The organism is Microbulbifer maximicatervae (SeqCode) (assembly GCF_052467305.1).
The window spans coordinates 55,646-70,407 of the sequence record NZ_CP174307.1; the positions used below are offsets into that span (position 1 = coordinate 55,646).

Sequence of the window (14,762 nt, forward strand, 5' to 3'; positions counted from 1 at the left end):
TTATCTCCTCGCCACTTCACCGCTTGTATCTTGAACATTCTCATTTTCTTGCTGGCTGCCTTCAAGGCGTTTCGGATTTCTGTAGAAACCATCTAGAGCAAGACCCCACAAGTTACATTCCGGATCTACATCCCAGCGAACCACACGAACGGGATAGCGAATGAAGATGTCTTTCACGATTTCAGAGCGGAAGGTTTCTTTGACATTCACATCGTAAAAGGCAACCCATGAATCCTCGGACTCGACATAAACACGTTTGTCGTTATATGGACGCTCAGGCATTTCCTGTAATGCCCTGGTACGGTTTAGTTCGTGCCTTTTCAGACGCTGCTGGTAATCGCGCTCTAACTCACCTTTAAAACGAGGTGTGATGTAGCAGCTTAAGCGATCAATTTGCTTTTTATAATCAGCTATCCCTTCGACTGGCCAGTTGTTCATTTGCTGAAAGATGTAATAGCCGAACGCATAGATATTGAAAGGGTGACGCTCTTGAATCCCACGAGTTGATCCAGAACGTAAATCGGGTGGAATGTCGATCTTGATGTGCTCAGGTGCAGCCTTCCAACCAGCGATGCAATACAGCAGCGCGACCGTCAATATCCCTATGAGAATTCTCAGGGTAAGTATGTGAGAGTCCCGACCATTTAACGCTTTTTTTAATCTTGCCATCTAGCCTACTCCTTAGGCTCCATGTTGATTTTTTTAACGGGTTGTTCTCGGCGGATATCCCAACTCTGTGATGTCTCGATATATCCAAAGTTGAAGAGTGAGTACTTTTTCTGGGCTATCTTTTTCAGATAAACGATGTGCAGTCCGTCAGGCATGCGGCGTTTGAGTCCTTGAAGGTATTTTCCAGCAACCAACAAAGTGCCAATGGCCATACCAAAACCAATACCAACCCCGAATAACGCCCAACCAAATGGAATGAGCAGGATTACGCAGGCGGGAATCCAAAATATGATTGCGGCCACAATGATCACTACGACTTCGGTATCGGTCAGCCCCCGGAAAACAACCGGCTCTTCGATGAGCCGGTCGGGGATGAACTCGATTTCTCTTCCGTTCATTCCAGGGTCTGTCATTAGAAGATGATCCCGGCTGCCTCTGTCAGCAAATAGACAACGAATACCAGCAGCAGCACACCCATACCGCCGTTCATCCCCATGTCACCCCAGGTCTTCTTACCAGCACCGATATCGTTGTAGACAGCGATCATGTTCTTGCATACAGCTAAGAATGCGATGGTGCCGAGAACCAGCCCTAGAACGATGGCGATATCAAAGGCATAACCTTTTATTAGACCAATGTAGTCACCGTCTGCAGCTGCGTTAGTTGGGTCTGCGGTATCAGGCAGGGCAGCGTGAGCACTGGAAACGCCGAAAAACATGAAGCCTACGGCTGCCGTTTTAAGGGCAGCCAGCTTGGCTTTGAAAGACACGAACATTTGTTTCATAGGAAAAACTCCTTTAAGTATTTTTGCGTTTGGTTATTTAACAATTAGGTATAGGAGGACCATCATCACAAAGACACTTCGTAACCAAACGATTACCATATCCTTTGCAGCAATAGCCCCACTCCCATAGTCTTCGTATGCGCGGTAACACATCCAAGAAACATAAAGAAACACTGCCGTTGAGCCGATTGCCTGAATAGTCCAGAGAAGATCCGCAGCAGTAAAAACATTTCCGGTACCTTCTTGAAATGCGGCAGCTTGGGCAGGTTTCATTTTTGATGCTCCGTGTAGTAACTACTTAGAGCATCGATGGACGATGGAACGACTGGCTCCATCGGCACTGTCAGATGATGAGAAATGCCCGATTGGACCTTTCTCAGATCAGCTAACAGAACTTCGTAATCGAACGTCGTTCGATCTTCAGAATTGCTTTTCATCTTGGCTGTCATAACCAATGCTTCCAGGGCGGACAGCTCAGATTTAATTTTCGCGAGAGCCTCGCGTTCCGCCCAGACATCTGCCAGAGACACCTGTGGAATGCTCAAGAAGCTCACCAAGAGAAGAGTTATAAGTTTGTTCATCATCGAGTCATTTGAATTTCAGATGGGAATGCGATGTTAAGAATTAGAACAAACGGACAGGTGTTAAATCTGATTTATTGGGTCATTACTCAATGACCCTTTTTTGATAAGAAAATGGCCGCTGTGTCGCGACCATTTGGATATATAAAGTGGGTGATAACCCTTAAAGATACTTCTTGAATTTGCTGGTCATAACCATTAGCACAAGCCCAAATAGGACAGCGAATGGGGTAATTATAAGGTTTGGATGAATACTGTTGGGAATCGCCAGGTAAATAACCCAGGCAGATATCAGAATCGGCATCGCGAAGCGTTTTGACCAGTGATAGATATAACCAGATTCGTTTCCACCACACCAGCGTCTTAGGTCTCGCTGCATAAGTCCATCCGAGACGCCAACAAGACCAAACAGCAAAAACGCTGGAATGGACAGGATCAGGATAGACAGCCGGATCAAGAACATAATCAATATGTATATCGCGGCCATTAAGTAGTTATAATACTCAGCGATTAGCCTTTTAACCAAGCGTACGAACTTACCATCGTTGGCATCTGGCGTTTTCGTTGCGGACAGCATGTCCACGATGCCTGAATCAATGAACAGGAAGTTAACTAGATCGGTAACTTTGCCACTCGCTGTTAGAACCGCCTCGCCATTTATTGAATCCCCATCGAGAGAGCTACCCAGATAATTGATTTCCTTCCGTATCATCTCTTCAGCATGTTCGTATCCGGTATAACCTTGCTTTGGATAAAAGAACATCATTCCGATCCATTCAATAATGATCGACATCAAAGCTGAGAACAGAAGGAGGCCTATGATTTTAAAAAAGAAGTCCATCGTCTTACCGATGAATCCTTTCTTTGCAACAGGGTGCTCTGCTCTGGCTACACTTGTTTCAGCCATCAGCTAAACCCACCATGCTTCTGCGGTGTGATAGTTCTTTTCCATTTCCTTGGCGAGCGCTTGTAAGTTCTCGGGCATCTCGTCATCGTCCTCTACCGGAAGAGGGAACCTCACTTTCCAAAGGTGTCCCCCATCCAAATGACAAAATGCCTGTCCCTTGGGTAGTGATATGACATGACTCGGCTCCAACATAGGAACTCGAAGCGTTGAGATACGGTCCTGGGTACTGGAGGTAAAGTCTATGTGGTTCTCGGTGTCCGATGAATCTGAAGCACCTGATACCGTCATTTTCAGAGAAATCTCCACTTCAGGTAACTGACTCGTCAGCAGCTCAGCGGTCTCCTTTTCCTTTACCCTTAGCATGATCAGGTTGTTGAAGTTACCCTCCACCTGACGTGCCTTAGCGGCATTCCCTAAACGCGCTTCGATGTCACCCCTGGACTGGGTATAGGCGTTGATCTGCATACCAGAACCACCCGACTTGTTTACCATTGGCAAAAATTCATCGCCCATTAGCTCATTAAATTCATCTGCATGAAGGCAGATCTTGGGCATCACGTTGGCCTTACCATCCAACATTCCATGCTGGAATCCGTGCTTGTAGATCATTCCAGAGGTCGATACCAGGTCAGAGAACATGGAGTTGCCCACTGCACTGGCTACTTCTGTGTCAGTCATGGCATCCAGTCCAACATAGACAATGCCACGCTTACGGATGATCTGTGTCCAATCAAATATGGGGCGATCATCATTCACGTCAAAGTAATCAGGAGCGATGAGTTTGCCAATCTTCCCTGTGGTTAGTTTTTCAAGTAGCGGCAGGAGTGACGCTACCAATTTATCGAAGTAGGTCCGGTCATAACGCAACGCTGAAAGTAGTCCCAATACGATGGGGTCACTCACCCCCATCTGCTCAACATATTTTCTCAGTGCCTCAGTTCTAGCGTTGGCATGTTTAGCCAGGCGTGGATTTGACTTATATTGTTTTTCCGCAACGTGGGTCATGTCATTGATGTCTTCAACCCAGCCATGACCTGCATTACGCGGAAGCCACCATTCCAGGTACTCACAAAATAGAGGTTCAATGTCTGTCACATACCGGAGAATGTTGTTGTAATCAGGACGCTGGCCAAGTGAAACCAGTGCCCGAGCAACAATATTGATAAAACGCCAAGCAAACTCTTTGAACGCGGCGCTGGCTCCTTCAGTTGATAATTGACCTGCTATGCGACTCGCAACTTCTGTGATCCGTGCAAAGTTCCCAACCGCGTTGTACCGAGCGGAAATATCGGGAAAGCCGAGGTGGAAAACATAGAAGTCATCTTCTCTACTTGTGCGCTTTGCGGCCATATACATACGGGTTAATAAACCAGCATCTGACTTCGGATCGAAGACAATAACAGGCCCATCGCCACGACGAATGTCCTGCTCAATCAGTATCTCTGCTAGGCGCGTCTTACCAACACGTGTAGTACCTAGAACAAGCGTGTGCCCAACCCTTTCACTCATCGGCAGAAGGACCTGTTCTTCGTTGAGTTCCACTGCGTGAATCGCCGGATTACCACCTATTGGAGGCAATGGCCTGAATGGATTGAGAAAATGATCTTTGCTGGTCAGCTGTCCAAGCGCCTGTAATTTCGTGTTCTCGACTTCCCTCTCGAATTTCCTGATCGCCGCGTAAATTTTTGATGGTTCAAGATATCTTTTCGCTGCTGGTGATAGTGTGTCCTTCAGCCGCTGAGTATGTCTCTGCCCCCATTTGAACCCTTGCCCAAGGTATAGATGATTTTGATAACAGGGTATCTGAGCAGAAGACATTGCAAATCGAGGAAGTCGCTTTAGGTTACGTTGATACCTCAGTATCTGTGACCCTTGCTTCAAGCGATAAAGCCCAAGTCCAGCAAGGACAGCGGCGGATGTATAGCCTACACTCGGTGTCATCATGAGTGTTGAAGGGGCTGTGGCAGAAATAATTCCGGCTGATAACGCTACCGTCCCCGACCACAACTCCACTGGTGGTCTCAGCAATACTTCTAATGGATGATCGGCCACTAGCGCATCACTCCCTGATTATCCATATAGAACGGATAATGCTTTATCTTCAGATGTTCGGCCAGTCGATCGCCAGGTGTTGGTTGCATCATAACGTCATTGCCAACTATTTCTTGCAGTGCGTCCATTTGTTCTTTGTTTTCTACATTAACCACGAGACCAATGGCTTTCTTATCTGCAAGTAATTCTTTATTTGTCTTCAGCCAGCTAATGGATACTGGGTCGTAACCAATAATAAACATCGGTCTCATGGCGACCTGATATTTAATGTCCTTGGCTTCATCATAACCAACTTTTCCAACGCTCATGGAACTAGTAACGACAGGAAAATGAGCATTAACCAGTTTTGTCGATCGCCTCTTTTCGAAGTTCGCTTTCGCTTTGACATATCTCTTATTATGCCCCGGAAGATAACTGTCTATAGGATACCCTCCCCTATCTGCAATCACCTCGGTTTTTGCCCAAGGACTGCCTGTACTCTTAGCCTCAGCAGCAAAAGTGTTATAAGCGGTAATTAACAACCCGAATAGTGTACTTATTACTGGAATCAAATTTATATTCTTGCCCATAATGAAATAACACTCGCTCTATATTTTCTTGCTCTTTCTTTATCCTGTATCCGCTGACCAGGACGGTGATAACACCCAACAGCCAATTCCCAGCTATTGCACTCGGGCCTGTTGTACTGCTCTCTTAAATGACGTGCTGCCGCACTTAGATTGGTGTAGGGGTCAAATGCTTCCCACAATCCATTGAAGCGCTTTTCTTGCCATCGCCAATTTAGCTGTCCAAGCCCGACATCAAAATGTTTATCTCCGCGTTCTATCAAGGACTTGGCAAACATGTATGCTTGATTTCTGCTTGGAAAAAAATGTGGTTTTCCTCGATGGTTAATTGTCCATGGCCAAGGTAAAACCCTGGATTGCACCCCCACTGAAGTTTTGGATCTGGATTCATTCAGAATTAGGGCGTAGAAAAGTTTTGCCGGTACGTGATTTTCTTCCGCTACCAGGCTATACATTTCTGGGACTCTGTTTTCATTCGCAGATGAGATGCTTGATATGAATCCAATCGTAATGATCAGTATCAACCTCATATATCACTACTACTTGTAAGTTGCTTTTATCGCACCGGACTTGACGTCGATTACTCTGACCTGTGGCAGAGCTGCCATATCAACTTCCAGCTCTGCTGACCTCCCTTCATCGAAGTTCAGTGTGACTTCACGGGAACGTACGACTTCAGGAGGTATTTTCATAAAAGATGCCCACTGGCCGATCCCCTCAGAAGTAGCTCCTTGTTTGAAGTAAATGTCCAGTCGAGCATTGTCCCCAACAGACGCATGAAGCTCTTCAAACATAGTTTTGCAGTCTTCTTTGCAATTGGAATCAACAAACAACACAACTTGTTTGTTTACTTCAACTTGCTTCTGCTCCCACTGACGTATCCAGGATGAATTATTAACCGCTAACTGATCTCCCAAAACCCGGCTTGCGGCTCGTTGACGCTCAACTTCAAATGCCATCTCAAGCTCTGCTCTTCGACTTTCGATTTTGATCCAAAGCTCTGCATAACGCTTTCGCTCTTGCGGATCAGTTTCTGAAACACCTAGGGCGGTAATCGGATCAAGTCCTGGGGACCATATGCCACGAGGACCACTCATGATTTCTTTGTACTTGACCCAATCCGTCTCCAACAGCATCCATTGTTTAGCAAGGTTTTTATCTTTCTCGGTTAGTGTGACTGCTGTTTCCTTGTCCAGAGTAGACTTCATGTCAGATATCACCGTCGCACTATTGTTACCCTGAGTGGTTTGGTTATTTGCATAGACATAGGTTGATACGGCTAATCCTAAAACGATATATGCGAGTTTATTCATTTAGCCCTCACACTGTATTTCTACTTCTGTTACTTTTATTTGCTCGTCGTTTGCCCGAGCTACTGACAAGTCCGTTATAAGAAAGGAACGTTCACACCCATCGGCTATCAATGGCTTGGGTGAAAGGTCACTGATGTAGTAGCCATCAACAGTTTTATAAAATCGCTCTCTCTCAAACAGCGGTTCATCTGAAACAACTGTTTGCTCAATGACTGTGGCAGTAGTATTTTCATCGGGACCATCCTTATTCCAGAGTTCATAACCGCCAAAGAGCAACACAAGCCCAACAATCCACTCAATAGGTTCCACAACTCTACTCCTTGATCATTAGTCGTTTAGTCTTGCTTCCTTGCTTGAATATCGCTTCATAACCATCGGCTCCTTCAAGTCTCCAACCCTTGTAGTAATCTCCCCTTGTCAAAGGAATCCAGTTACCATTAACTTCGCGTAACATCACTGATTTCTGCGTACCCCAAAGATCAATGGATGCAAGGTAAGATCCTTCGATTTTGCTGGGGTCTGTGCTCATATTTTTCGTAGGCGCTTTTTGTACGACTCTTTTGGGAGCACTAGCAGCCCTAACAGCCACCTTTTTTAGTTCGTCCTTCAGCTCGTTTACTCGCTGCTGTTGCTTACCAATTGAAGTGGAATTTGATTCTAGTTTGACTTTGAGTCCATCTAATTCACCACGCATAGAACTCAAAGACGTATTCAAATTCTGAAGATCTTTCTGAAGAATGCCGATGCTTACTAATCGGTCAGAGTTAGACTGGATGCTTTTTTTCGTGCCTGATAATTCTGCAGTCAGGTCATCGGTTCTGGTATTCAGATTACCAATAGCAACATCCAGGCTCTCTATATTCTTCAGCGTCGCTTCCTGCCCACTCTTCTGGTTGATTACTGAGTAGCCAGCAACACCTACTGCTCCTACAGAAACGAGTAGTGCAATCGCATTCACAACGCCGCCTTGTTTGCTCTTTCGTGACACTTTCAATTTACGAGGTTTTTTATCTAACTGGGGTTTTTTCTCGCCTGATGAATAGATTTCATCCAAACCGCCAATGAGCGATTCATTACTGGAAGATGCCTCCGTACCAGAGTCATTGAATTCAGCAGAGCCAATATTCATCTCAGCTTGTTCAAAAGCTTCCTTTTTTTCTGTGTCTATCGAGGACTCATCTTTTACTTTCCCGCCTTCTATCGTATGCATCAGAGATTTGCTTAATTTTGATCTTGACATCATTCATTCCTCGCTAATTTCGTTGATAACTCATAAGCAACTTTACGGTGTACAGGATCGACTACTAATTCAAAAGCATCACCACTAATCGTATGTAGCGCCTTATCTAAAGACATTGGCCCGATGTTTCTGTGTACCTGTGGTAACGGGAGGTTAAGCAGGATTTGTGCTTCTGCGCTCAAAACACTGCTATCGGCCAGAACGTATCCTGATCTGGCTAACAAGAATTCAACTGTCTGGCCAACCGTTTCAATGCTTTGCGGAATACGTGTCTTTATTACTACTTTGAGTGGATTGAGTTGATCAATCGGGGGGATGTTTTTCACATAGGTATAACGCCCAGTCTGCATCACTTCAATGCGATTGGTTTCACCTATATCGGCGGGATTATTTTTCGCTGTTGCCATCGTGCTGAAAATGCACAGAGCTACAGCTATTGCGTTTTTTTTCATTGGCTATACCTCCAAAGTTTTTGGGCAGAGGTACAGTACAAGATCGGATCTTTGTAATTATTTTTTTTGGGTCAACACCAAATGACCCTTTTAAAGCTGAAAAGCCTGCGCAATGGCAGGCTCTTCAAAATCTTACCAAGTCAAGCTTGGTATTGCAGTACGGGTATAGCGAGTACCCCTGTTAAAGTACGATCCTCTATGGGGCATTCGGATCATTGTTCCCCAGGATTTCGTGCAGGCTTATAGCACTTGCACGGCATGGCTGCGCCATACAAAAGCCACTCGTTGTCTCATCTATTTGCAAGATTGCCTTGCTGGCTAACCGAGTCCATTAGCAGTTCTATAGTCACTGTAGTGAACGCTAATCGCAATATCCTAACGAGACGAGATACTCTGATTAACATTCACAAACAGGATGTAGCTCAAAACCAATTCGCCAGACCTTGATGTGGAAGCATTGATGGATGCTGGAGTGAAGAGTAGCAAAGCCCTGCTTTGCAGCTAAGCCCTAAAGCTATCAGGAAGTAGTGAATAAGTTTTTGCAGATGGCCACTCTATGGTCAAGTATATATCAATGCCGTTCTGCTTATATGTTTGCTGTTCTCAATTCTGCACGTTCCTCAAGCGACTGATCTATCGAGTCTAAAATCCCTTTTATTAACTTGAGTTTTGCATTGATATAGATGAGCTCTTCTTCAATTTCCTTTAACCGAAGCTTTCTCACTTCATCAAACTTGCGTACATAATCCACCACTGTGTTCGTATGGAGCCTGTTGTATTTCCTATCCCGCTTACTTGACTTGAACCTCCAATAGTACTTTCTGGAATTGCCATCTGATCTTGGTGCAAGCGTCAACTCAAATCCTTCGCCAAACAGACTAGTAAGTTCCTCCTTTAGATCCTCCACCCTGATTGCGAGATTCTCTTTGAACCAATCTATTTCGTTCCGGTGCAAGTTAAGGCGTCCCGCCTTATTATCCTTAAAAGGTATTATTAAATTTATATTTAAAGGAGACGGCATAGTTTTCTCACTTACGATCCACACAACCCATGAGGTAGTGAGCCAAGTTTATCAACCTGCTTTGACTCACAAAATGTTTGTATTGATCCAGGTACCTAGTGGTGCTGACCCCAAAAAAAGGTTCCCGAAGCACCTTAAATCGATATTAATGGCGATTACGCCTCAAGCTGTTGCAGTCTTTTTCTTGGTGGTACGTGACATTTCTTCATCAACTGGTTTCAGCACTCGATCCAGTTCGGCGGCCAACGCGTCTTCACTATCTGGCACTTTCTTCTTCCTGCCCAATTTGACCTTTTTATCTCCTTTATCATTGTCCAAAGCCTTACCCATAGTCTGGAGCCGCTTCATTGGCAATGGTGGAGCATTATCTGATCTTGTTGTTCCTTCTAGGTACCCTACTTCCAAATCCCCCATTAACTCTTTTGCCTTTTGTGCCTTTTGGTTGTTAGTGGCCATATCATCCCTGGTTACGCCGGTATGGCGGTAAGAAAACACCATGTGAATTACACCACGCACACGCTTTTCAACACGAGCCAAGGTTTCAAACTTTTCTTTGTTTGGTAGCAAGCCAATATGATTGGCCAAAAGCACCTTCAAAACTATTTGATCTACCTTAAGAAGCTGGTACACAAGCTGAAAACCAAGGCGTGAAGCAAAACGGATCGGAACGACCACTGGATTCTTGGAACCAATATCCGGAAGCCGCATTGCAGGCGGAATATTCTCCTTAATGAATGTCTTTACATCTTTCAACTCACTATCCAGATCAAACGTTAGATCCTCAATAGCCTGCTCAAGACGATGATAATGGTAGTCGGCATATGGGTCATCTTCCTTTATAGATTGCTCAATTCCCCTGACAATCTTGCAAAAGCCTGGCAACCCGAGAATACCATGGCGTTTCTGCGTCTTTTCCCTGCCTTCCCATAACCGCAGGGCTGGCCTTGTCGCCATTTCTATTTCGATGTCTTGTTTGGCCCCAATGGCGGCCATTTTTTTTGTGGCGCTATCAGCCATGAAAGCCTCCTTATGCGCAGATTTTAGTTTTCTTAGTTTGGGTGGATGAGTTTGTGATTTCCTCAATCTCCTGAACCTCTCGATAGATCTTCGACATAGACAGATCAGTTTCCCTGGCCACGTAAAGTAGCCGTTCTCGATAGCCAGCGATCTTGATAGAGTTCAACCAGGCATCATAGATTTGATGTTGTTCTTCTAGGGTAGATACCGGAAGACGGCCCTTTACTGTCGGCAAATTCAGGAATTTTTTCCGACTCGCAACCTGCGTTGAGCGGAGCCCAAACAACTCCCCCATCATAATCTTGCACGCTCCACGGCGTAGAAATTCGTCGATCATTTCATACTGCCGCGTTTCTTCAGCAGCCAGTTCAATAATCTTAGATATTTTCGGTGTATCGATCCTGAAAACCTCCAAGGCGCTAAGATCTCGGACATAATTACCAGATATACTAAAAATCTGGTCCGCCCGAAGCCTAACAAGCTTCTGCATTATCTCAATTGATAGGCCTAGCTTTTCCGCCAGCTCCATATCTCCCTGCTGACACCCTTCTAATGCGCTCAGCAATAAGGAGGAAATGAACCTGGATGACTCGTCTTTTAGCTTTGTGCTTAACGCCACCTCTAATTCTCCAAAGATTGATTATTATTTTGTAAGCTGGTTCTAACCCCAACAATGAGCCGTATCAGGGACTCAAAGCCTTCTTCACTTGTATGGCAGAAAACTTTGGATGGTAAAATTGAAAGGTCTGCACTTGTCAGGTTCAGGCGAACTCTGACGATAGAAGCTAGGTCCTCTGGATCAACGCAGGTTTCATCTACTCCCATCTCTTCCAAAACCTCAGGGGTAACTTGCCCATCCAACGCCCCAGAAAGGCTAATAAGTAAGAAGTACACTTCCGCTTCGAGGGGGCTCTCTATATGTTGAGGTACGGCTACGACATAACCAGAGGGTAAGTTATCAGTACCATGAACAACATCTACCAGGCCAAATGACTCAAGTACATTAGTGGCGATTGCTCTATTCGAGCGGAGACTGGTTGGGGTTGAATCTTTTTCAGGCGTCTGGAAGTGGGCTTGGATTTGTTTCAGAGAGACACTGCCGTTATGGGCATTGATGAAGGTCACGAGCTCAGAGTCAAATTGACTGTGGGGCTTCACATCTACTAGTTCATTCCTCAAGGACCGTAGGGTATCAATTACCTTTCGGCTGACTGAATCGAGGAAAAACTGGTTTGTTATGTAGGGGGATAACTCCTCAGCAAGGTATAGCATTGCTGTGATTGACTGTCGTCGAATTGGCATTCCTCTACTCGACATCTCGTTTGCAAGGTCATCTTGCGTCGGATCTGCTCCAAGTGATTCAACCAATAGCCGTCGGATATTTAGGACAGCATTCGCGGTTTCCAGGAATGTATTGCCCCCCCTTAGATTATTCTCTACCAGGTGTCTAATGCTCAGATCCAGGTCAGAGGTAAACTTTTGCTTTGTGAGTGGCGGGTAAAGATATGAGTCGTCTTGGGTTTCTTCGTATAACTCCCGACATATTAGAAGCCTTGTCTGTCCCCCCTGGGACAAAACCCATTTCTGCTGCCCTGGATGAAAGACAATGTGTAGAGGGTCTTGGATACCTTTACATCGAACCGACTCTTTAATTTCATCGTACTTTGGGTTTCTCGAACGTCGCTGATTGAGGTGAAACACCTCAATATCGAAGCAGCTTATCTGTCCCTGCTCTCTACTTTGCATCGTTTTAAGTTTTGTTGGGGCTCTCATCCTTGATCAGCCTTAAAGTGCAATTAATATTGAACATTTTGTTTTGATCTGCACTATATGTCAATAAAAAGTGCCCTAAATAGTGTTTTTTCATTTATTTGTTCAATATATATTGCCCATAGTCTCTTTGAGTACTGCCCCTCCTCATCTCCACAAAGCCCTGCATATAGGGCAAAGGCAGTCTTAGTAGTCACATGACTAGTAGAATGCCTAATTTCAGGACAGTCGCCCCCCATTTAGTCGTGTGACTAACTCAAAGTACCATGCCATGGTGTATTTAGTCATATGACTAAACTTGGTTAAGCATCAATATTCCCTACCACTCCCATTTAGTCGCATGACTAACTCAAAGTGCCATGCTATGGTGTACTTAGTCATATGACTAATAAGGAAATAATCAATGAGTAACCTGCCCTATTTGATCGATGCTGAAGAAGCTATTGAGTACTACAAGGGGAAAAGTAATCTCACAGACGCTGAAAAAGCATATATCGTGGCGATCCTGACTAAGGAGGGTCTCTCTAATAAGGACATTCGGCGGTCATTGGGTATCGACAAAGTTTATACGGTTACCCATCTCAAGCGTGTAGGGACCAGCTTAACGGATGCAGAACTTAATCTCTGGCACAAGAACCCTTCCAGGATAACATTGGGACACACTCGGGCAATCGCCAGGCTTCCAGCGCAAAAGCGGGAGGAGCTCCTAAGGGGTTTGCTGACCAAGAGAACGCCGGTTCATAAGTTTGAATCAATCGCCAAAGGGAAGGAGGAAGATCGAGATTCAGACATTAAGCGGCATGAACGTATTATGGGAGAGGTTCTTGGGCGGCAGGTAAGAATCCGCTTTAACCCAACCAAACTTTCCGGTTCACTCACACTAGACTTTTTCGGCCTTGATGATTTTGAGCACATTTCTCGATGCCTGGGCTTCAAGGCGGATGATCACCTATAGCACCCATTCCCTTTAAAATTTTCAAGCCTATGGGCACCTTCTCGACTTAAATTTTTTAAAGGTTTTCTTGGCTCAAGACCAATATTTTCCCTTATATATCAATAAGTTACCAAATTTTGGAGCTCTATTCCCGTGACGGGAATGAGCCCCTTTTGATCCACATTCCCGTCAAGGGAATTCCCCGCTCATCAAGAGCTTACTTTTAGGGTGGTCGTCAAGAATGACAGGATTTTCTTTAGCTGGGAGTCATCTACACCGATTATTTCAAACTTGGTAGCCCCCTTGTTGGTAACCGAGTGCTTCAGGGTCTTGCCGTCTTTAGACTTATACACCACTGGCTGCCAAGTCTTAGGCTCCTTCACCTTGCTTCTAACGGCCCCTTTAAGAAGCTTGATCACCTGCTCCACATCAGGCAACTCCAGTTTATCTCTTAATGCAGCCCTTCTCAGGTCAAGTAACTCTTCAGCCTTGGCAATAAGGGGGCTCTCACCTTTCTTCCTCAGCGAGGCAATGGTTTCACCATAGGAGAGGGGCATATCTGAAGGGGATGGCAGAATACGCACAAAAATTTCATCCAGCTCCACACATGCACGGAAACGCGATATATGTGAAGAGCTAATTCCTTTGGCTGCCCCCAACTGGGTCCAATTCTCAAACTCCCCTCTTTCAATTTGCTTCTGATAGGTTTTAGCTTTTTCGTAGGGACTTACATCCTGGTGCTTATTCTCGATAATGCTGAGTTCCCGAACATCAGCGTCTGGAACATCACCAACAAGAGCCAAGTAATCTTGCTTAGCTAGCTTTACCGACGCCAAACGTCGAGAGCCCTCTATTAACTCAAAACGTCCATCTTTTTTGGGGCGAACGGTACCGGGCTTTTGCTGACTATGTTTCTTAATTGACGGGAGAATATCTTGCAAAGAAATTTCATCGAGGAATTCTTGGATACGCTCATTCTCTGGAGATACATCAATCAATGAAGGATCGATACGTCGAAGCTCGAATGTGATCTCCTGCTTCGTAACAGGCATAGTAAGGACTATTGGTGCCCCTTCAGAGTCGGAATTCTTCACTTCCTCTAACGCTTGGAGCAGATCGGCCTTCTCTTTTTCAAAGTTGAGCTGAGCTTCTTCCAGTGCCTTTTCAGCTTTTTGCTTTTCAGCTTTAAGCCCATCTGTAATGCTGGTTGGGCGGCTGTCTCCAGTCATGACTCCAAGCGCTGGTGAAGGCCTGCGGTTTCTTTTAGGAGTTATATCTACCAGTTCGTCTGTATCAGCCCCAGATAGCATCTCATCAATATTCCCATACTTATCCTTAGCCATAGTTATACCCCCTCTCCAGCGTTATTCTTCAGTTCTTCTAGTTCGCCCTTCATAGCGTCAGCATTTGCCATAATTTGATCAATTTTGTCGATGTGTGAAGTTCTCAATAAATC

General features: G+C 45.1%; 19 protein-coding genes. 1 reads left to right on the plus strand and 18 read right to left on the minus strand.

All coding sequences use genetic code 11. The annotated features are described in order from the left end of the window. The 17 genes from ACJJI4_RS23970 to ACJJI4_RS24050 all read right to left on the minus strand — a co-directional run bounded on the left by ACJJI4_RS23970 (position 1) and on the right by ACJJI4_RS24050 (position 12,375). Positions 1–669, minus strand: a complete 669-nt coding sequence (locus tag ACJJI4_RS23970; RefSeq protein ID WP_444928289.1) for a PFL_4703 family integrating conjugative element protein — start codon at positions 667–669, stop codon at positions 1–3. Positions 670–674: 5 nt separating this feature from the next. Further along, entirely contained in the window at positions 675–1,082 is a 408-nt protein-coding gene (locus tag ACJJI4_RS23975; RefSeq protein WP_152456601.1) for a TIGR03750 family conjugal transfer protein, read from the minus strand. After that, complete coding sequence (locus ACJJI4_RS23980; RefSeq protein WP_444928290.1) at positions 1,082–1,453, minus strand: TIGR03745 family integrating conjugative element membrane protein; 372 nt, start codon at positions 1,451–1,453, stop codon at positions 1,082–1,084. The genes ACJJI4_RS23975 and ACJJI4_RS23980 overlap by 1 nt, the downstream gene beginning before the upstream one ends. 33 nt (positions 1,454–1,486) lie before the next feature. After that, a complete protein-coding gene (locus ACJJI4_RS23985; RefSeq protein ID WP_444928291.1) occupies positions 1,487–1,726 on the minus strand; it encodes a DUF3262 family protein in 240 nt (79 codons plus the stop codon). Next, entirely contained in the window at positions 1,723–2,007 is a 285-nt protein-coding gene (locus tag ACJJI4_RS23990) for an integrative conjugative element protein, RAQPRD family (RefSeq protein WP_444928350.1), read from the minus strand. The genes ACJJI4_RS23985 and ACJJI4_RS23990 overlap by 4 nt, the downstream gene beginning before the upstream one ends. 190 nt (positions 2,008–2,197) lie before the next feature. After that, positions 2,198–2,941, minus strand: a complete 744-nt coding sequence (locus tag ACJJI4_RS23995) for a TIGR03747 family integrating conjugative element membrane protein (RefSeq protein ID WP_444928292.1) — start codon at positions 2,939–2,941, stop codon at positions 2,198–2,200. Between the two features lie 3 nt (positions 2,942–2,944). Next, complete coding sequence (traD, locus tag ACJJI4_RS24000) at positions 2,945–4,993, minus strand: type IV conjugative transfer system coupling protein TraD (RefSeq protein WP_444928293.1); 2,049 nt, start codon at positions 4,991–4,993, stop codon at positions 2,945–2,947. Then, positions 4,993–5,562 (minus strand): integrating conjugative element protein, encoded by a 570-nt coding sequence (locus ACJJI4_RS24005; protein ID WP_444928294.1) that lies wholly within the window; start codon positions 5,560–5,562, stop codon positions 4,993–4,995. The genes traD and ACJJI4_RS24005 overlap by 1 nt, the downstream gene beginning before the upstream one ends. Beyond that, positions 5,547–6,014, minus strand: coding sequence for a transglycosylase SLT domain-containing protein (locus tag ACJJI4_RS24010; protein ID WP_444928295.1), 468 nt, complete (start codon positions 6,012–6,014; stop codon positions 5,547–5,549). Before ACJJI4_RS24010 ends, ACJJI4_RS24005 begins: the two co-directional genes overlap by 16 nt. Positions 6,015–6,098: 84 nt before the next feature. Then, positions 6,099–6,872 (minus strand): TIGR03759 family integrating conjugative element protein, encoded by a 774-nt coding sequence (locus tag ACJJI4_RS24015; RefSeq protein WP_444928296.1) that lies wholly within the window; start codon positions 6,870–6,872, stop codon positions 6,099–6,101. Beyond that, positions 6,873–7,181, minus strand: a complete 309-nt coding sequence (locus tag ACJJI4_RS24020) for a hypothetical protein (protein ID WP_444928297.1) — start codon at positions 7,179–7,181, stop codon at positions 6,873–6,875. A 4-nt stretch (positions 7,182–7,185) separates the two neighbouring features. Next, on the minus strand, positions 7,186–8,082 hold the full coding sequence (locus ACJJI4_RS24025) for a hypothetical protein (protein WP_444928298.1): 897 nt from the start codon (positions 8,080–8,082) through the stop codon (positions 7,186–7,188). A gap of 29 nt (positions 8,083–8,111) precedes the next feature. Further along, positions 8,112–8,564 carry a PFGI-1 class ICE element type IV pilus protein PilL2 gene (gene pilL2, locus ACJJI4_RS24030; RefSeq protein WP_444928299.1) on the minus strand — a complete coding sequence of 151 codons (453 nt, stop codon included), beginning with the start codon at positions 8,562–8,564 and terminating at the stop codon, positions 8,112–8,114. 586 nt (positions 8,565–9,150) lie between these two features. Then, complete coding sequence (locus ACJJI4_RS24035; protein WP_444928300.1) at positions 9,151–9,585, minus strand: hypothetical protein; 435 nt, start codon at positions 9,583–9,585, stop codon at positions 9,151–9,153. A gap of 162 nt (positions 9,586–9,747) precedes the next feature. Next, on the minus strand, positions 9,748–10,602 hold the full coding sequence (locus ACJJI4_RS24040; protein ID WP_444928301.1) for a PFL_4669 family integrating conjugative element protein: 855 nt from the start codon (positions 10,600–10,602) through the stop codon (positions 9,748–9,750). 10 nt (positions 10,603–10,612) lie between these two features. Beyond that, on the minus strand, positions 10,613–11,221 hold the full coding sequence (locus ACJJI4_RS24045) for an STY4526/YPO1902 family pathogenicity island replication protein (protein WP_444928302.1): 609 nt from the start codon (positions 11,219–11,221) through the stop codon (positions 10,613–10,615). A gap of 2 nt (positions 11,222–11,223) precedes the next feature. After that, positions 11,224–12,375, minus strand: coding sequence for a ParB N-terminal domain-containing protein (locus ACJJI4_RS24050; protein WP_444928303.1), 1,152 nt, complete (start codon positions 12,373–12,375; stop codon positions 11,224–11,226). Positions 12,376–12,775: 400 nt separating this feature from the next. On the opposite strand from ACJJI4_RS24050, the gene ACJJI4_RS24055 reads away from it, so the two are divergent. Continuing rightward, positions 12,776–13,327, plus strand: a complete 552-nt coding sequence (locus tag ACJJI4_RS24055) for a ParB/RepB/Spo0J family partition protein (protein ID WP_444928304.1) — start codon at positions 12,776–12,778, stop codon at positions 13,325–13,327. A gap of 188 nt (positions 13,328–13,515) precedes the next feature. On the opposite strand, the gene ACJJI4_RS24060 is transcribed toward ACJJI4_RS24055, so the two are convergent. Continuing rightward, positions 13,516–14,649, minus strand: a complete 1,134-nt coding sequence (locus ACJJI4_RS24060; RefSeq protein ID WP_444928305.1) for a ParB/RepB/Spo0J family partition protein — start codon at positions 14,647–14,649, stop codon at positions 13,516–13,518. Positions 14,650–14,762 lie beyond the last annotated feature (113 nt).